Here is a 16,001-nt window from a genome sequence, read left to right as displayed (position 1 = left end):
TCGGTTTGTCTTCTGACGGTGGTCGATGTTTCCGTGGAGTTTGACGCATCAGTTTCTCAAACGATTGCAGCTTTCCATTGGTAAAAAACATTTGATCATTCCCTTCGATGTGGTTGGAGACTCACACTACCTATCGAATCCTTTATCCTTATTCCGTAGGAGCCATTCTTTCTTAGCCTGCTTCGATAAGTCACCTCCCATTAGCTTGCTTTTGTCGTCGTAATCCATTTGGGCATTCATCGCCAAGCCTTCCATCAGGTTAAGCAGCTCAAGCACTAATTGCTCTGTCATGGCATACTGCCAATTAGCTTGTTTGATATTAAAGCTGGCATCCTTCTCTAGCTGGATGATGGTGCGAACCGTGGAGAGGATGCGGTTGGCGATACGTTTCTCTGCTTCAGCCTGATATTTAGCACGCTGCCTGTTCAAATGATCTGGATTAGAGTCATATAGCATTGCCAGGTTCATTTTGGCCTCAACGTAATCTTCTACCATCTGAGCAAGATAGCGATTCTCTTGCAACAAGTTCTGTACAAACTTATCTAGTGGTGTTTTTGATTCAGGGGGCAACAGCTTGTACGCAAGTCGTCCGGATTTCGGCATTTGTTGACGCAATTGAAAAAGCTGTTCAGCCAACTTCTTTACAGAAGAGGGCTCCACCAAGGGGTGTTTGGGAAAGAGGAGAAGAGAGTCTTCATCATCGACTTCAAACCGCTGCTGGAATGCTCGAAATGCTCTTGGGTTCAACTGCTTCAGATAGTTCTCAAATTCTGACACCAATTGATCGGTAATCTCGGACACTCCGGATTTGGCCTGATCCCGCATGGCAATAAACTGTTTGATTTTATAAGCGAACGTGTCTTTAATCAACTGTTTGCGAATGCTGTTGGGGACTTCGGGGGAAGTGAAGTTCTTCATGATTTCTTGTTTCCTGTCCCAGAACACCACATGAAGATGGGGATGATCCATTTCGTTATGAAGGGCGGCAGCCCAACAAAGGTTCTCTGTTTTAATCTGGTTTTGAGCTGCAAGTGTGGCAATGTGCTGCTCCATATACTGCTGCCATGCCGTGAAGTTTGATAGTCCTAGTTCCATTGCAGTTTCTTTGCGGAAAGAAATAATGCCACGATACATGTTTTTGCCTTGTTGTGAAATATCTCGGGCAGTTCGCGCCACTTCTTGCCAGGAATCAAATACTTGAAGTTCACCGGGCTTTAGTTTTCCGAACAGGCCATGGTTCTTCGCACCATGACGAACCGCACCGGGGCGGGTGGCGATATAACCAATATGACAGTAATTGCTGACTGCGGTTTTGGGCTTATTGGGATGGAAGAAGCGTTGCTTATAGATCAGAGCCGACATCGGTATCGCCTCCGCGCAGTCGCTCCGCATCCTGCTCAAAACCATCACCGAAGAGGAAGAGCTTCTCCACATCAGTGAGCTTCATCTTCATGTATTCCACCGCAAGCTGTCGAGCCTTCTTCTCAATCTCCCGGAAAGTTGTATAACGATTCACATCTATTAAATCCGCAATGATAGCAATGGTGGAGTAATAAGAGGCGGCGGACATGATGAGGTCTTTGCTAGCCAGTCCGGCTAACCGGTTACTCAAACTATTGATGGCAATGGTGATCTCCTGGCGGATAATAGTGGTGATGAAATCAATCTCTTCGGTATAGGCATCTACAGACATCCCCTTTTGAATAAAGGCACGTACGATATCTGCCATACTGAGATGCTTCGCAGCTGCATACTTTTTCAATACTTCATATTGTTTCTTTGGGAGCTTGACGGTGATCTGTATGGTTTTCTCAGCTTGTGCCATGGCATCTCCTTCCCTTTGGGGTACTCTTAAGCGACATTCGTTTGCCGGGTGGAAATCACTAAAAATGTCGGTGGAAGCTCTGCTTCCACGCTGTTTTCTAGCAAAATGACATTTTGCTATTCCTGCCTTTACACCACCACCATCGGGCGGTGCCCTCTGGTGGTGGGACGGCAGTCCTCTTATCCAATGAGAAAAAAGCTTATAGCTCATAGTCACAATCCTCCTCATGAATAGGTGATTTCTCTTCGGTTGTGGGCTGACGCATAGAAACCAGATCTACATTGAAATCCTTATTGTGTGGCGTCTGGATACTGGTCCGATATCCTAACTCATAATACTTATGGGCAAATTTAAAGGCAGCCTCTTGTCCCCAATTGGGAGCCGGGCTGCCATCTCGATAAGTGGCGTTATAGTCATTATCTAAGCAGAAGATGATTTCATGAATAGTGTGTTGGGATAGGAAGCGCTCTAAGGCATTATCTGATAAACACCCGAGGGAAATTCGATGATCTGCTCGCCAGTCCAGCCCGTTCAGCTTGGTGAGTGTGGCATGGCTCATGGCGTCGATGGGACTCTCACATACATAGACTCGTGTACTGTTGTCACTACCAGAGATGTGAAAAGGGTGGCTTTTATCTGAGTGTATTTGATCCTGTTTAAAGGGACGATTTGGATCGCAACCCCTCATCGAACAGTACTTAGGGGCTGCTTCTTGATCGTATCCGACGAAAACACAGTTTCCGGTTTTGGATTGCTGGTAAAGCTTTTTTTCGTGCATGAGGTGGGACAGTATTTCGGAGTCAATTCCGCGAACATGTACGAGATACCAAGCGACTCGCCTATAGTTGGATGCCTTGTCTGGAAGGATGAGCTGGCCGGCTGTTTGAGGAGAATGGGGCAGAGGAGTGAAGCGTGGGATTTCACTCTCCAGTAAAAAAGCTACAGCTTCTTTGAAATTCATATTCCAGAATTGCATTACAAAGTCAATTGGGCCTCCGTGGGTATCAGTGGAAAAGTGATGGTACTTATTGTTGTCTTTGAAAAAGTAAAGACCGCCACTTTGCTTCGCGTGAAGCGCGCGGCGGCCACCATTTTCAAGGATGTAGCCGTGGGATTTAGCGAAATCGATTAGGTTGGTATTGTTGGCTTTGGTGACATTGGATTTGAAGGAGGGGAAACGAGAAGACAACTTTAATCACTTCCTACCTTTCATTTAATAACTAGAAAATACAGGGTTGTTGACTTTATTAGAGTAACTATAGATTCTAAGGAATGTCTACCAGCGTGGGAGATATGTCTCAGGATTTATTTATAGCTATATACAAAGGTCTTAAAGAAATTAGAAGTCGAAATATTCAAGGGGTTATTGTAAAATTAATGAAAAGATGTTTTTCTCACAATCTATAAATTTTATTGATCTCATTGTCGGCTAAGGGAAATCGAGAAATTAAATTCAGGTGGGCTTAAGAAATAGAGCTAATTAGGTCAATATTGAGAAAACGAGGAGTGATTAGTAATACTATGTTTCCAATTCAGATAAACGGAAGATACAAGAACAAAATAAAATACATTAGCAGAACAGTGGTAATAATATCCGTTATTATAGCTTTTTTTACATTTCCTACTTATATTAATGTAGCTGCTGCTTCTATGTTTGCATTGATAGGTTATTTAATAGAAAAGATTGTATTTGTGTATAATATTGTACATGTAAATCCATTTCCTCAAAAGATAAGAAAAAATCAGCATGTTTCAATTGGATATGGTTATATAGATGATGAAATGAACAGACCTTTTATATACTTAGTGTATAAAACTAAAACTGAAGCGATTGAACATTTTCAATTTTTTGAATCAATTGTTTTAGGGAAATTAAACGACGAGGACAATAATTTAATATTAAGTATAGTTTTTGAAGATAGTTTACGTTATTCATTGTATATTTATCCCAGTCCTTTCAGAATCTCTGCTCTACATACAGTAAATGCAGTCGAGAGTACGTTGGATAAGAATGAGAGAGTGAATTTAAAAGTAATGTCATATATTGATTTTCTTCCAGCAATCTATACTGGTGAACAAGAATTAAAAGAAATATTTAAAAAATTCATTCAACAAACGCCAATTGAATTTAATACCTGCTATTTAAATAATGGAGAAATTATCCCTATAAGAAAAAAACCGATAAAAAAATATCACTTAAGATTAGTTGAAAGGTCAGAGTTAGGCGACGTTGACGTAGAAAGTAAAATTGAATGGTTTAACCCTATTGAACAACGAGATAAGGAAATAAGTAGTTAGTATGTGATATAAATTAAGGTGATAAACATAATAAGTAAAGGAGTCCACTTTCACGTGGAACTCCTCGGGATATAACAATCATATTAGTGCCTTACCATTTCTCCAAGTTCTTCTAGTAGACTTGGAGAATTTTACACGTTCTTTGTCTCCTCGTATTGAGGTGAAATCCACATGATCAACAACAATTAATTGAGGTTTGATTTTGGTATCAATGAAGATTTTTTCTATTTCATCAAACATAACTTTGTACATCTTAGTAACTGCAAGTTTGTCTTTTTCTGATTCTTTCTGTGTTTTTTTATCAGCTTTCTCAGCTGCATCTTGTGGAAAATAAACTTGACTTGGTTGGTCGAAAAACATGAATAAAGGCATTGGTGAACGGCTTCCTTGAGATGTGAAGTAACGTAAAAGGCTAAGAAAGAGTGCGATGTGACATGAAACCCAGTTAGCACCACTTCCCATTTCACTCAAAGTGACCTTTTCACCATCTTTTCCGACTAAAGCAAGTTCAAATTCTTCAAGGTTAAAAACCAACTGATATTGTTTGAACTCTTCTTCAAAATCTAGTTGGGCCTTTAACAAGTTCATATTTTGATTAATTTTTTTTAAAGCTATTTTTTTTTCTTCCTCCAAGTTAAACTGTCCAAGCTTTAAATTGCATTCATTAATTTTATTTTGAATGTCTTCTAGTTCTTTATCGAGATTGTTAAACAAGCCTTTTTCTTTTGTTTCAAGATATAGTTGAATCTCAAGTCTGCAATAATTAAGTTTTTTCTCTAAGTCATGGCGATTACTTTGAGACAAGTAGTTTCTTTCTATACTTCGCATTTGGCCCCAGAGTCTTCGTATTTCCTTTATGATTTGATTCATTTGGTCTGTTATTTTTCTATGTTCTTCAGCAAAGTGAGAGCTATTCTGATTCATAAGATGTATTTCATTTGTTAACCATGAAGATGCTTGTTCAATTTCGCGAGAAATTTGGTGTAAATCTGTACACTCAGAACCACATAGTGGACAGTTATAGTCTTTCTTTTCATGTATTGAAAGTTCTGATTTATAATTGAGCTTTTCTAATGAGGAGATATAATCGACGCTGTTGTCTGAGGCGGATTCAAGCTTAATTAACCTGCTCTTAAAAAGTTGTTCCTGCGACCTTAGTTCTTCAATCTCCTGTTTGATTTTTTCATAACGAACGACAATCTCGTTGGAAGTATAGGAATTGTCGTTAAGTGTTGGTAAATTATTTGCTAACTCAATTAATTTTTCTAAAGATAAGTTATCTATAAATTCTACACCTATTAATGCATAGTAATTTTTCACCTTTGGTAATAAATTTTTAATAACCTCATTTTTAATTGCAGCATCACTTACTTGATTAGCTTGAATTTTCTTGAGTTCTTTTTTGTATGAATTGAGTTGAAGGAGGACGGAATAGTACTCCTGTCCAACAATACCAGCAAAGATAGGGAATTGCTGAATAACATCTTTTTTCTTTTGATAGTCATCAAATCTATAAAAAAGTGCAAATTTACTTGCCATTAAATTCTGATGCTGAAACAAATAGGAAGTCATATGTCTTAATGAAGCAGCTTCCTTTCTATCGTCAGGATCTTCTGTGACATTGGAAACTCTTAAATTAAGAACTCTCTCAATTTGTTTTTGCACGATTTTATAATCATGGAACTTATCCTCGGTAAAGAATGCTCTACTAATCGTCTTACACGTTATTTCTTCTGGTAAAGATAAAAATAACATTTTCTTTTTCTCTAAATAAGTAGACTTTCTAGCGATTATATATCTTTCGTTGTCAATAATTAAAATTAATGAAAAAAGTGTAGCAAAATCAGTGATTTTTCCTTTAGGAATGGTTGAACGTGAACTACAAAGACAGTAGTCAATTATTTCTACTAATGCACTTTTCCCTGTTTTGGATTCTCCTGTGATTATATTAACTCCATCGTTAAAATCAACAAATCGTTTTTCATCTTTGTCATTTAATAATATGATGCTCTCAATTCTACTCTGCATATAATTCACCTATGCTTCCATTTTCATCTCTAAAAACTTTTCGAATTCATTTATATCGATATTACGTAAAATATGACCTAAATAGTATGCACTTTTAAAGTAATCTCTTATAAGTGGATGAGTTTTATTATATTCGAGCCGTTCTGTTAATTTGATTTTCTTACTAAATTTTATTTTTTTATTGTTTTCAAGAATTATTATTGCCATTTTTGTAGGCTCAATATAATCATCAAAGAGCTCGGCTACTTGACTTAAGCTGAATTTTGAATTTAGCTTGGAATTGTTATAGTCTTTAAATGGAACTTCTTTGGAGAAAATAGAGTAAAGTGAACTATCTGATCTGGCACTGTTCAACCTATCTCTAGAATCTTTATACATAACAATAGGAAGGACATAGAATATGGGCTTAAGGTCAGATTCCTTGTTATAGCCGGTTAAATAACATTGAATAATTTTACTCAGGAAAAAGGGATTGTACATTAATGTTTCAATATGTTGTATATTCATTTAAGATCTCCTACATGCCAAGTTATCTCACCATCATCGACAATACTATGAATAACACCTCTTTGAAAAAAGTCTCGATTATTACTTATACCGTTAATAGTTCGCGCTTCCATCACCATTGATTGGAGATAGAGCTTTTGTGATTGAGGTAAAATGCTTTTTTTATCATCTTTACAATCTAACCTGATAATTTTTTTGTTTGTTGAGAGGGTCTTTCCTAATTGCTTTCGATAATCTTTTAATTCTTTTGCTTTGAAAATATTATTTTCAAAATAATTAATGATCGTTTTATTTGCTCTACAATAATCGTTTATTGCGTCTGTAATTTCATCAGAGAGATCAATCCTGTGAATTTCTGAAACGAAACACTTTTTGCTCAAGAGCTGATGTTCTGTAGGTGTGGGTTCATAATCTTCAAAAGTAAGTTGAAGGGGATATTCTGTAGGATCGACAAATCTTTTTGCATAATCCTTAAAGACTAAATTGAAATTAGCGGAAGTTATCTCCCATTTGTTTTGTTGGATAGGCAAGCTTAGTAACATACCAATTAGGGAAGATACAAATTCCTCCATTTTTTTCTTATCACCCAAGAATTTGAAGGTGGATTTATAATGTTGATTTATAATAGTTGTGATAGTTTGTTGTTCCGACAAAATTTTGAATTTTCCCAGAACACTCTTTAAATTATCAGCAGTATGTTGAGATGAGAAAATCTTATTGTATATTTTTCTGAAATCAGCTTCTTTCTGTTTGTGTACATTTCCAATGCTTTTAAAAACTTGATACCTAGTTTCGATATCCATGCTTTCCCAATTTCTAAAGATTGATTTTTGAGATAATTTTGCCGTTGTAAATAAAATCATTTCTTGTATATCATGGTAATTATCGAAATTGTTGTACCAGTTCCAAACACTATTCCAGATTTCATGACTACGATCAGAAAGAATTGTCTCCTCGAAATGATGTTTTACCTCAATCTGTTGAGAGTCATTCGATTTAGAGACTAACGTAACGTCTCCTAAATGTTCAATAATAACCTTTTCGTCATCATTCATTTCTAAGCACTTTATCAATCCAATATACGCTTGATAGATAAAACCGAGCGTTTTTAAAGTATTATCATTAGTAGTCATAAACTTCTCCTCTTTAGCGCCTATGTCTCTCTTCCGCTGATGAACAAAAGTTCAAAAAGGGTAGATGTGAGCTAATATGGAATAATTTCTATATTTAACTATACTACATAGGGCTAAGGTAGGGTAGTACATATGACATACTCGTCAATGATGATGCTTTGCACGATTCTGCTACTTAATTGAATTCAATGGATTTCGAGATGTTTTTACTATGAAGCCAATAATTTAAACAGAATAAGCTTGCTCAAGTATGTTGAATTATTAAATTGGGATAGGAAGAGAGAGGATCCATATGAAAGAGATTAGTGATATAGTCGAGGCAACTGCAAAAGCTTATTATTTATCTTATAAATGTTTGATTGCTAAGCATATAGAGGTCAGCAATTTTTATAATGATTCATACTCAGCATATTTCGTTCCTGCAATAACAACAGCAGCATTTTCATGTGAGCTTGCTTTGAAAAACATTAGAAGAAGTGAATGTGGAAAAATACCTAAAGGACATGACTTGAAAAAATTGTTTTATCAAATTAATGAAACCACTCGTAAAGATATCACTTATCGAACAATTCAGACATACAACTTAAAGTCTGAAATATTAAACGCTCCTGAGCAATTTACAGAACAAGAGTTTGAAAATTCACTTGTACTACATAAGGACACGTTTGTAACATGGAGGTATTTTTATGAAGGATTTACAAATACAGATGTCGATTTCCTAGAAGCGTTTATGTTTTGTCTTAACGATGAAGAGCAAAGTTATGGTGAATATGTCTTGAATCAATTAGCGCTAAGGGATTATAAGAGCTAAAGGATTACTATTTTCATCTTTAGAATATAATGTGTTTGCTAAATGTTTTAACGATATTATTATGTGAGGAGAAATATTATTAAATGATTGATAAATACCTTATTTCTAATTGTCTTTTTATAATTGATGAGTTTAATGAGAAGTTTGAAAATAAGTCGATTGAAGAAATGAAAACTTTCGCAGATTTAAACTTTTGTGAAGCAGATCTTGTAGTCAGGTTGGGATATCCTTTTAGACAGATGGCAAGTTTTAATATGCAAAGAAATTCACGTGATATTATTGTTCCAAAAAAAGATTTTATAATTGAAGTAAAATACCTAAGGAATTTTACAAGTAACCCATTAATAAAAAGTAGGGCAGCAAAGCTTGTTTGGAAAGAGGCATTTCAAAAAGATTTTATGTGGTTAACTAACGAAATTACGACTGGATTAAAAGGGAAAAGAGCTTTTATTCTTGGTTGGTTTAATGCAGTTGAAAGATTTAGTCAGTTAATGCAACTTGGAGAGGGAGCAGGAATGTATCCTATAATAAATCAAGAAAAGCTAAGATTATTTCCATTCCTAACTCATAAAGCTGAGAGTGATAAAACAAAAGATATTTTTTATAAATATGAGCAGGCGTATATAGAAAAATTTATAGCTATTAAAGGATTTCAAGAAGAGGTAACTTGTATGTTCTTAGGGAAGCCAGAGGACAAATTCCACTTTGCAATTTATTATTGATGCCCCTTCCTTTAACAACTTGTCTGGCCATTCTGATATTGATAAGTCCTTATTTAATTAGAATGGTTTATGAATCCCTTTCAATATCGTCAGTAATTTCCGTTAATTCCTTGAATTGCTCTCCTGCTTTTCCCTCCTCTCGATGATCCATAATTATTTCGTGATTCTGCAAATCAGCAAACTCTAAAAGATAATTTATTTCTAGTTGTCGAGTTGATATTTCTTGTATGAATAGCTCGTATTCAAATGGTTTTTCAACTTCATTCTTGGCTTCTGCAAGCTGAATTTGAATATCTTGCAACCTCTGCTTAGTTGAGTGGAGGTTGGTTGGAATTTTTTCAATCACATTCTCTATCCGAGTAATACTTCCAATCGCCGATTCCCCTAAATCAACAGAATATGCTTCAGTCCCTTTCACCTGGATATAGTTAGTATTAAAAGCAGAGTAACCTAAATAAAGCTCAAATCCACGATAGCGCCCTACGTATTTTACTTCTCCAATGTTAATTTCACTCACGTTCGAAAGAAGGAGTAGCAACTCTCCAGCCTTTGATTTCTCATTATAGATCTTCCCTTCAAGCTCAATGGAAAATTCATCGCCTCGTGTTTGTTCAGCCAATTCAACATCAGTTTGCAGATGAGCAATACGTTGTTCACAAGCTTGTATTTCCCGCGGATATTGCTGTGAAATCTGTCTTTCCATTATTAGACGCTCATTGTTCCAATTGGCCTTGAGCAACTTCAGCCTTATCACCTCATTATCTACCTGCATCTTTTCTGCGAGAAGGGGATTAGCTGTAGCGATAGCCTTTACCTCGGCAGCCGACAAAACCGTTTCATCAGCGTCCTGACAGGAACGGGATATGCTTTTGCCAGTCATTACTTGTGAAATGTATCGGAGCTTCTGCTCTTGAATCTGCCATAAGTAGCTATCAAAAGTACCCTTAGTTACATAGCGAAAGATCTGAATCATATTGTTTTTATTACCTTGTCTAAGGATACGTCCATCACGTTGAGTAATATCCGCCGGACGCCAGGGGCAGTCAAGGTGATGTGCTGCAATAAGTCGATCCTGAACATTCGTACCAGTTCCCATCTTTTGTGTTGATCCGAGCAAGATACGTACTTCACCGCGGCGAACCTGTTCAAATAAATCCTCTCGTTGTATATCTGTTTTAGCATCGTGGATAAATGCAATCTCTTGTTCAGGAATTCCTTTATTGATTAGTTGTGTTTTTGTTTCATCGTAGACATTGAAGTATCCTGGCTTGGGTGTGCCACTATCAGAGAAAATGACTTGAGTAAGTCGATCAGGTCTGGATTGTTCCCAAATATTAAAAACGTTACTGATACATCGACTTAACTTGGAATCAGATTCAACCGGAGCTTCAGGGTTCATCAGACGGGGATCAATGGACATAAGCTTGGCTTCATTCGTTAATTTCAGCATATTGTCTTCGGTAGCCAGCACATCATTGTTACGGATTTTCTCAGCACGTTCGACAAAGCTGTCCATCATCATTTTTTGGAAGGGAGAGCATTCAGTGACGACAATCTCCGGCTTCCCATCTTTCAATTCGGGAACCGGCAGCTTGAGCATTTCGGCAGTTTGAATATCAGCAACGGTGCGAAATATGTTCATTAGTTCTGGGAGATTATGAAATTTAGCAAACCGGGACTTCATACGATACCCACTGCCTTCAGGCGTCATTTCAAGTGATGAGACAACTTCTCCAAAGGTGGCAGCCCAATTATCGAAAAAGTCCAATCCAAGTCGCTTTAAAACCATTGGCTGCAAATAACGCTGCATTACGTACATCTCAGACATGCTGTTGCTGATCGGTGTCCCCGTTGCGAACACCACACCTCTGCCTTGATTCATCTCCTGGATATATTGGCATTTTAAGAGCATATCCATGGCACGCTGACTACTTGTTTTACCTATACCAGCGACATTGCGCATTTTGGTAAACGTAAAACAGTTTTTGTAGGCATGCGCTTCATCGACAAATAACATATCAACCCCAAGCTGTTCAAAGTAAAGCAAGTTGTCTTTTTTATCCTCATTGACTAAACGCTCCAATCGATGCTTTAGCTGATTTTGAAAAATGACCATCTGTTTAATCGTCCAGTTGCCACCCTTTTCCCTTTTGACCTGATCAATCATCTGGGTAACTCCATTGATTTCATTTTGCAGTAATTGTTCCTGACGTTCATGAGATATAGGGATCTTTTCGAATTGGCTGTGGCCGATGATAATTGCGTCGTAATCACCCATGGCGATTTTAGAGACAAAGCGATTTCGGTTCTGCATACTGAAATCCTTTTTTGTGGTTACCAGGATGTTGGCAGCAGGGAAGAAGCGCATAAACTCATTGGCCCATTGTTCAGTTAAGTGGTTGGGAACACAATAAAGTGGCTTTTGAATGGCTCCGAGCTGCTTTAAATACATGCCTGAAGCAATCATAGCAGCGGTCTTACCGGCTCCCACCTCATGAGCCATAAGGGCGGTCCCTGAGTATATAATTCTTGCTGCAACGTCTTGCTGGTGTTGCCGGAGCTCCACTTCTTCACTCATACCCTGAAACACAAGATGGCTGCCATCATAAGTACGTGGACGGAGAGTATTAAACTTCTCATTATAGATACCCAGCAATATATCTGCCCGGTCTTTGTCCTTGAATAGCCAAGATGAAAAGGCCTCTTTGATTTGCTGCTGCTTGGCACGGGCAATCATTGTTTCCTTGGCGTTCACCACATATTTGATTTGTTCATTTCCATTCTGGTCGAAGTAGGTTACCGGATCACGAACAGTAATACTCTGCAGGTTCAAACTGCCTTCATAAATGTCGTATGCATTTACCCGTGATGTACCAAGAGTGCGGTTTACTTTTATTGATTCCCGTTCCAATGATTTGCCGGAGACGCGCCAGGAGTTCGCATATTCCATGTACTCAACATTGATATTTCCAGCAGATTGATGATATCCCGCCGTTCCAAATGTCTCATACATGAAATCACGGTAATACTTGATTGGAATCCACGGACTGCCAATCCGGAAATCAATATCACCCGGTAATAGTGGAGCAGGTTGCACAGCACTCAGGGCGGTTACATTACGCTCAAACACCTCGGGATATTCCGATGTTTTCAGCTTGGCATAGGCTAATTTGTCTTTTACATTTCCGGATAAGTATTCTTCATCCAGTTCCCAGCCTTCGTCTTGATTACCAACATATTTCTGGGGATTAAGGAACAGCCGGTCTCCGAGTTCATCTAAGATCTCTTCTGTTGATTTGCCATATAGTCTCGACATATAGGATAGATCTACTTTGAGCTTCTGATTCAGGCAGATTTGAAGAGCTTGTAAAGCTGAATCAGGATGTACCGGCATGCGGTTCGGACGAATCGTGGGTTTAGTGAACACTTGAGCTTTTACCCAATTCTTCTCGGGTGTCATATCCTCAATGGAGCGTAGTAGTGGGAGCTGATCATCATCTGAAAAAGCGGCAGTATTAGCTCGATCATTAATGGGCCCGTGTCTTTTGACAAATTGATCGTAGACCTCATTTAGTCGCTGCTGTCCCTGTTGGAGTTCAGAGATGTCATAACCATATTCTCGGGACTGAATGTCAATCACTGTTTTGAGGGCATCTCGAATGTCGCATAATCCTTTAATGCGTTCTGCCTTTTTGCCCTTGATGTCTTGGAAAAGCAAATATTCATTCTCGCAGAAATAGATCTGATTATCCTTGATCAGGTAAGTGAAATTCTTGGTTCCTGCATCGGCTGGTTGCGCTTGTTCCTGTCCATCCTCTAAGTCCTCAATTTGAATATCATCGGGTAATGCTGAAAATTGAGATTTTAAAGAATGAAGGGCAACGCTTAAGTCGGCATATAGATTCTGGGCAGGTTTTGGAAAGCAAGCAGTAGTTCGTTCTGAACCATACATACTACGATCCCAGTTCATATCTCCGAGCACCATTTCGGGATGATGAACAAAATAAGTATTGATTGGAATGCCATCGGATGTGGGGGAGACCGAAATCCAATCTGGGAATTGTTCAGTTTCCAGCTGCCGGGGCTGATCCAGTTTCTGCAGGAATACCATGTCGGCAGTTACTTCAGTACCGGCAACTGCTTTAAAAGCAGTATTCGGTAAGCGAATAGCACCAATGAGATCAGCTTGTTCTGCTAACTCTTTTCGGATCGAAGAGTCTTGTTTATCGAGTGTACCTTTACTGGTGATAAAGGCTATGATCCCGCCCGGCTTCACCAATTCCATTGATTTTATGAAAAAGTAATCATGGATCAAGTAGCTCTCTTTAAAGCGATGATCGAAGACTTGGATGTTATTGAAAGGGATATTGCCGATAACACCATCAAAACTGCTTGGAGTAAAGTTGGTTGTCTCAAAACCTTGAACATGGATTTGTGCTGAGGGGTATAATTGCTTGGCCATCCTACCGGTGATTCCATCCAGTTCAACGCCAAAAAGCTTTGCTTGCTGTAAGGTGTCAGGAAGTACAGAGAAGAAGTTTCCGGTACCCATAGCAGGATCAAGGATTTTACGGTGTTCTCCGTCATTTAGGCCAAAGCGCTCGAGTGCTTGATAGATGTAACGAATTAACTCCGGCTCTGTGTAATAGGCTGTAATCGTGGAGTTCAGTGCTTCAGCATATTCTCTCTCATCCAGCAAATGTTTTAACTCCGCAGCTTCATACTCCCAATCTTTTGCATTCTCATTAAAGGCATTTGCTAGTCCACCCCAGCCCACATAACCAGCTAATATCCTTTGCTCGTCAGGCGAGGGAACACGACGTTCAGATTCAAGCAGTTTCAGAAGACGGATTGCTTCTATATTTCGTTTGTATTTGCTTTTAGCTCCGGAAGGATAAAGGGATACTTCCGTATTGTAGTGGAAGTTCTGAGGTGTGAAAGCAGGGTGTTCAAGAGGTTCTTGAGTAACAGAAAGAGTACTTTCAGTCTCTTCTTGGAATTCCTGATTCTCGGCGGATTCAATTTCTATAGGCTCACGTTGTATAGGAGCTCCAAGAGTACCGGCCTGACTCTTATTGTCTTCCGCCTGCTGAACGTAATCAAATAATGTCCATTCCTCTTCTTGCGGAGGGAAGACAGATAGGCTATCGTCATAGCTTCCATTTTGAATGAGCTGCAGGAGGGTAGTGGCTATCGTTCTCCAGTTGATAAGGGCCTCATGGGCACCTGCACTGTCAGACCATAGTAGTTCAATTCCTTTTCCAGAGTGAGTATATCCGGTCAAGCCATTGCCAAAATCGCCTCTGGCTCCACCAGTCCCGTATCGATTTTTAAGCATCGGAATGAGGTCATGAGCCTTTGTAACTGAGTGTTCGACTACGTAAGAATAGATGACTTGTTTTCCTTGCATTGAACCCATACCGCTGCGGAGCAAGTATTCTAACATTTCTTGTTCCGATAAAATGATATCTTCAGATTTTTCAGGCAATAAAAAAGAACCGCTAATTTGCGGTTCTAAGGACAATGTATTTGAAGTTGCAGTTATCTGGGTCTCAAGACGATCTCGTTCAGTGCCAGTTCCTCCGCGGTTGATTTGATCTGGTTCAAGTGCCGTGTCCGTTCTAGAGTATCTTCGGTCTGAGGTAGCGGTTGTAGTTGGAGTAACTGGTCCGTCAGCTGTTGTATTCTCTCGTTCGCTTCCTGGTCGATTTGGTGCATTTTCTCCATCAGATTGCCCTGCATCTTCAAGCTCATTAATCGATGGGGATGATGATTCCTGAGATAGTTTAAGCTCATTCTTCCGTATTTGCCTAGAGGCTGCTGTTCGGTCTCCACTTGACTCGATATTTGCATCAGAGGATAGAGCAGTCCGTTTGTCTGCTGACTGTAGTTGAGATTCAAGCTCTCTTTGTTCATAACTAACCTTCCTTTCTAGTTCCATTAATTTGATATGTCTGCCGATGTCGAGCAAAATCTCTTTCGATATCTCAGTTAATATCCCGCCCAATCGAGACATTAGCGGTACAGTGTTCCAATCGCATATAGTATCGAACACCTGAGATGAATCTGGCTCTGGAAGCCCGCACCGAGAATGAATGAAGTAGATGCTGCTGGCGACAATCAGTTCCTGCATTTGTTCTTGCACACCAGAAAATGGGAATGTGGCAAAAGGATGATTCACCATGTCCAGCTCTATATCCTGAAATAAATCAAAAGACAATAAATGCTGTTTAACCATCTGCGTGATACATAACCCGAGATCATTGGTTTCATTGGAGGATAGCCTGTTAGCGAGATCAGTGAAATCTAACCCCAGTAAACTCCAGGATTGAGGAGGGACCCTCCCGTGAGTCTGAGAGACATCGAATAAATAGTCTATATGAGGCCTATTCTCCTGAAAGTTACTGACGCCAATGGCTTTTTCTCCTCGATTAACGTACCGGCCTAGTTTGTTCCAAAGAGGAAGGGAGGCTAACATGGATGCCTTTGGATTCTGCATATATATGAGAAGAGCATTATCAAAAGAGTATTTATAAATTCCAGAAGCAAATTTTAAATAATCCATCCAATCTTGTGGTGACTGTGAAATTTGTGATACAGCCAATTGATAGATAGCTCTGAGTGTTGTAATACGAGCCATGATGGTTATCCTCCCTTCCAATGGATAAAATGTGCGC

The 16,001-nt window shown here is 38.8% G+C and carries 10 protein-coding genes; 3 read left to right on the top strand and 7 right to left on the bottom strand.

Annotated elements, in window-relative coordinates; translation table 11 throughout:
• Positions 1-126: 126 nt before the first annotated feature.
• From mobP3 to KDC22_RS23640, 3 genes are read right to left on the bottom strand one after another with little or no spacing between them, the layout of a single operon-like run.
• Positions 127-1,362 (bottom strand): MobP3 family relaxase, encoded by a 1,236-nt coding sequence (gene mobP3 / locus KDC22_RS23650; RefSeq protein WP_211720551.1) that lies wholly within the window; start codon positions 1,360-1,362, stop codon positions 127-129.
• The gene (locus tag KDC22_RS23645) at positions 1,343-2,035 is read right to left on the bottom strand and encodes a hypothetical protein (RefSeq protein ID WP_211720550.1); all 693 of its coding nucleotides are present in this window, start codon (positions 2,033-2,035) and stop codon (positions 1,343-1,345) included. Before KDC22_RS23645 ends, mobP3 begins: the two co-directional genes overlap by 20 nt.
• On the bottom strand, positions 2,025-3,014 hold the full coding sequence (locus KDC22_RS23640; protein WP_211720549.1) for a DUF3991 domain-containing protein: 990 nt from the start codon (positions 3,012-3,014) through the stop codon (positions 2,025-2,027). Before KDC22_RS23640 ends, KDC22_RS23645 begins: the two co-directional genes overlap by 11 nt.
• Before the next feature lie 332 nt (positions 3,015-3,346).
• Between KDC22_RS23640 and KDC22_RS23635 the strand changes: the two genes are divergently transcribed.
• Positions 3,347-4,123 carry a hypothetical protein gene (locus tag KDC22_RS23635; protein ID WP_211720548.1) on the top strand — a complete coding sequence of 259 codons (777 nt, stop codon included), beginning with the start codon at positions 3,347-3,349 and terminating at the stop codon, positions 4,121-4,123.
• A gap of 78 nt (positions 4,124-4,201) precedes the next feature.
• On the opposite strand, the gene KDC22_RS23630 is transcribed toward KDC22_RS23635, so the two are convergent.
• From KDC22_RS23630 to KDC22_RS23620, 3 genes are read right to left on the bottom strand one after another with little or no spacing between them, the layout of a single operon-like run.
• Positions 4,202-6,151 carry a DUF3732 domain-containing protein gene (locus KDC22_RS23630; RefSeq protein WP_211720547.1) on the bottom strand — a complete coding sequence of 650 codons (1,950 nt, stop codon included), beginning with the start codon at positions 6,149-6,151 and terminating at the stop codon, positions 4,202-4,204.
• A gap of 9 nt (positions 6,152-6,160) precedes the next feature.
• A complete protein-coding gene (locus KDC22_RS23625) occupies positions 6,161-6,658 on the bottom strand; it encodes a three component ABC system middle component (RefSeq protein ID WP_211720546.1) in 498 nt (165 codons plus the stop codon).
• Positions 6,655-7,791, bottom strand: coding sequence for an ABC-three component system protein (locus tag KDC22_RS23620; protein ID WP_211720545.1), 1,137 nt, complete (start codon positions 7,789-7,791; stop codon positions 6,655-6,657). Before KDC22_RS23620 ends, KDC22_RS23625 begins: the two co-directional genes overlap by 4 nt.
• A gap of 292 nt (positions 7,792-8,083) precedes the next feature.
• On the opposite strand from KDC22_RS23620, the gene KDC22_RS23615 reads away from it, so the two are divergent.
• Together KDC22_RS23615 and KDC22_RS23610 are read left to right on the top strand one after the other, a co-directional pair.
• The gene (locus tag KDC22_RS23615; protein ID WP_211720544.1) at positions 8,084-8,602 is read left to right on the top strand and encodes a hypothetical protein; all 519 of its coding nucleotides are present in this window, start codon (positions 8,084-8,086) and stop codon (positions 8,600-8,602) included.
• 83 nt (positions 8,603-8,685) lie between these two features.
• On the top strand, positions 8,686-9,324 hold the full coding sequence (locus tag KDC22_RS23610; protein WP_211720543.1) for a hypothetical protein: 639 nt from the start codon (positions 8,686-8,688) through the stop codon (positions 9,322-9,324).
• 67 nt (positions 9,325-9,391) lie between these two features.
• Here the strand turns inward: KDC22_RS23610 and KDC22_RS23605 are convergent, their stop codons facing one another.
• The gene (locus KDC22_RS23605) at positions 9,392-15,964 is read right to left on the bottom strand and encodes an N-6 DNA methylase (protein ID WP_425516966.1); all 6,573 of its coding nucleotides are present in this window, start codon (positions 15,962-15,964) and stop codon (positions 9,392-9,394) included.
• Between the last annotated feature and the right edge of the window lie 37 nt (positions 15,965-16,001).

The sequence above is a fragment of the Paenibacillus tritici genome (assembly GCF_018207515.1).
Lineage (GTDB): Bacteria > Bacillota > Bacilli > Paenibacillales > Paenibacillaceae > Paenibacillus_AQ > Paenibacillus_AQ tritici.
This window is presented reverse-complemented; position numbering and strand designations above follow the sequence as displayed.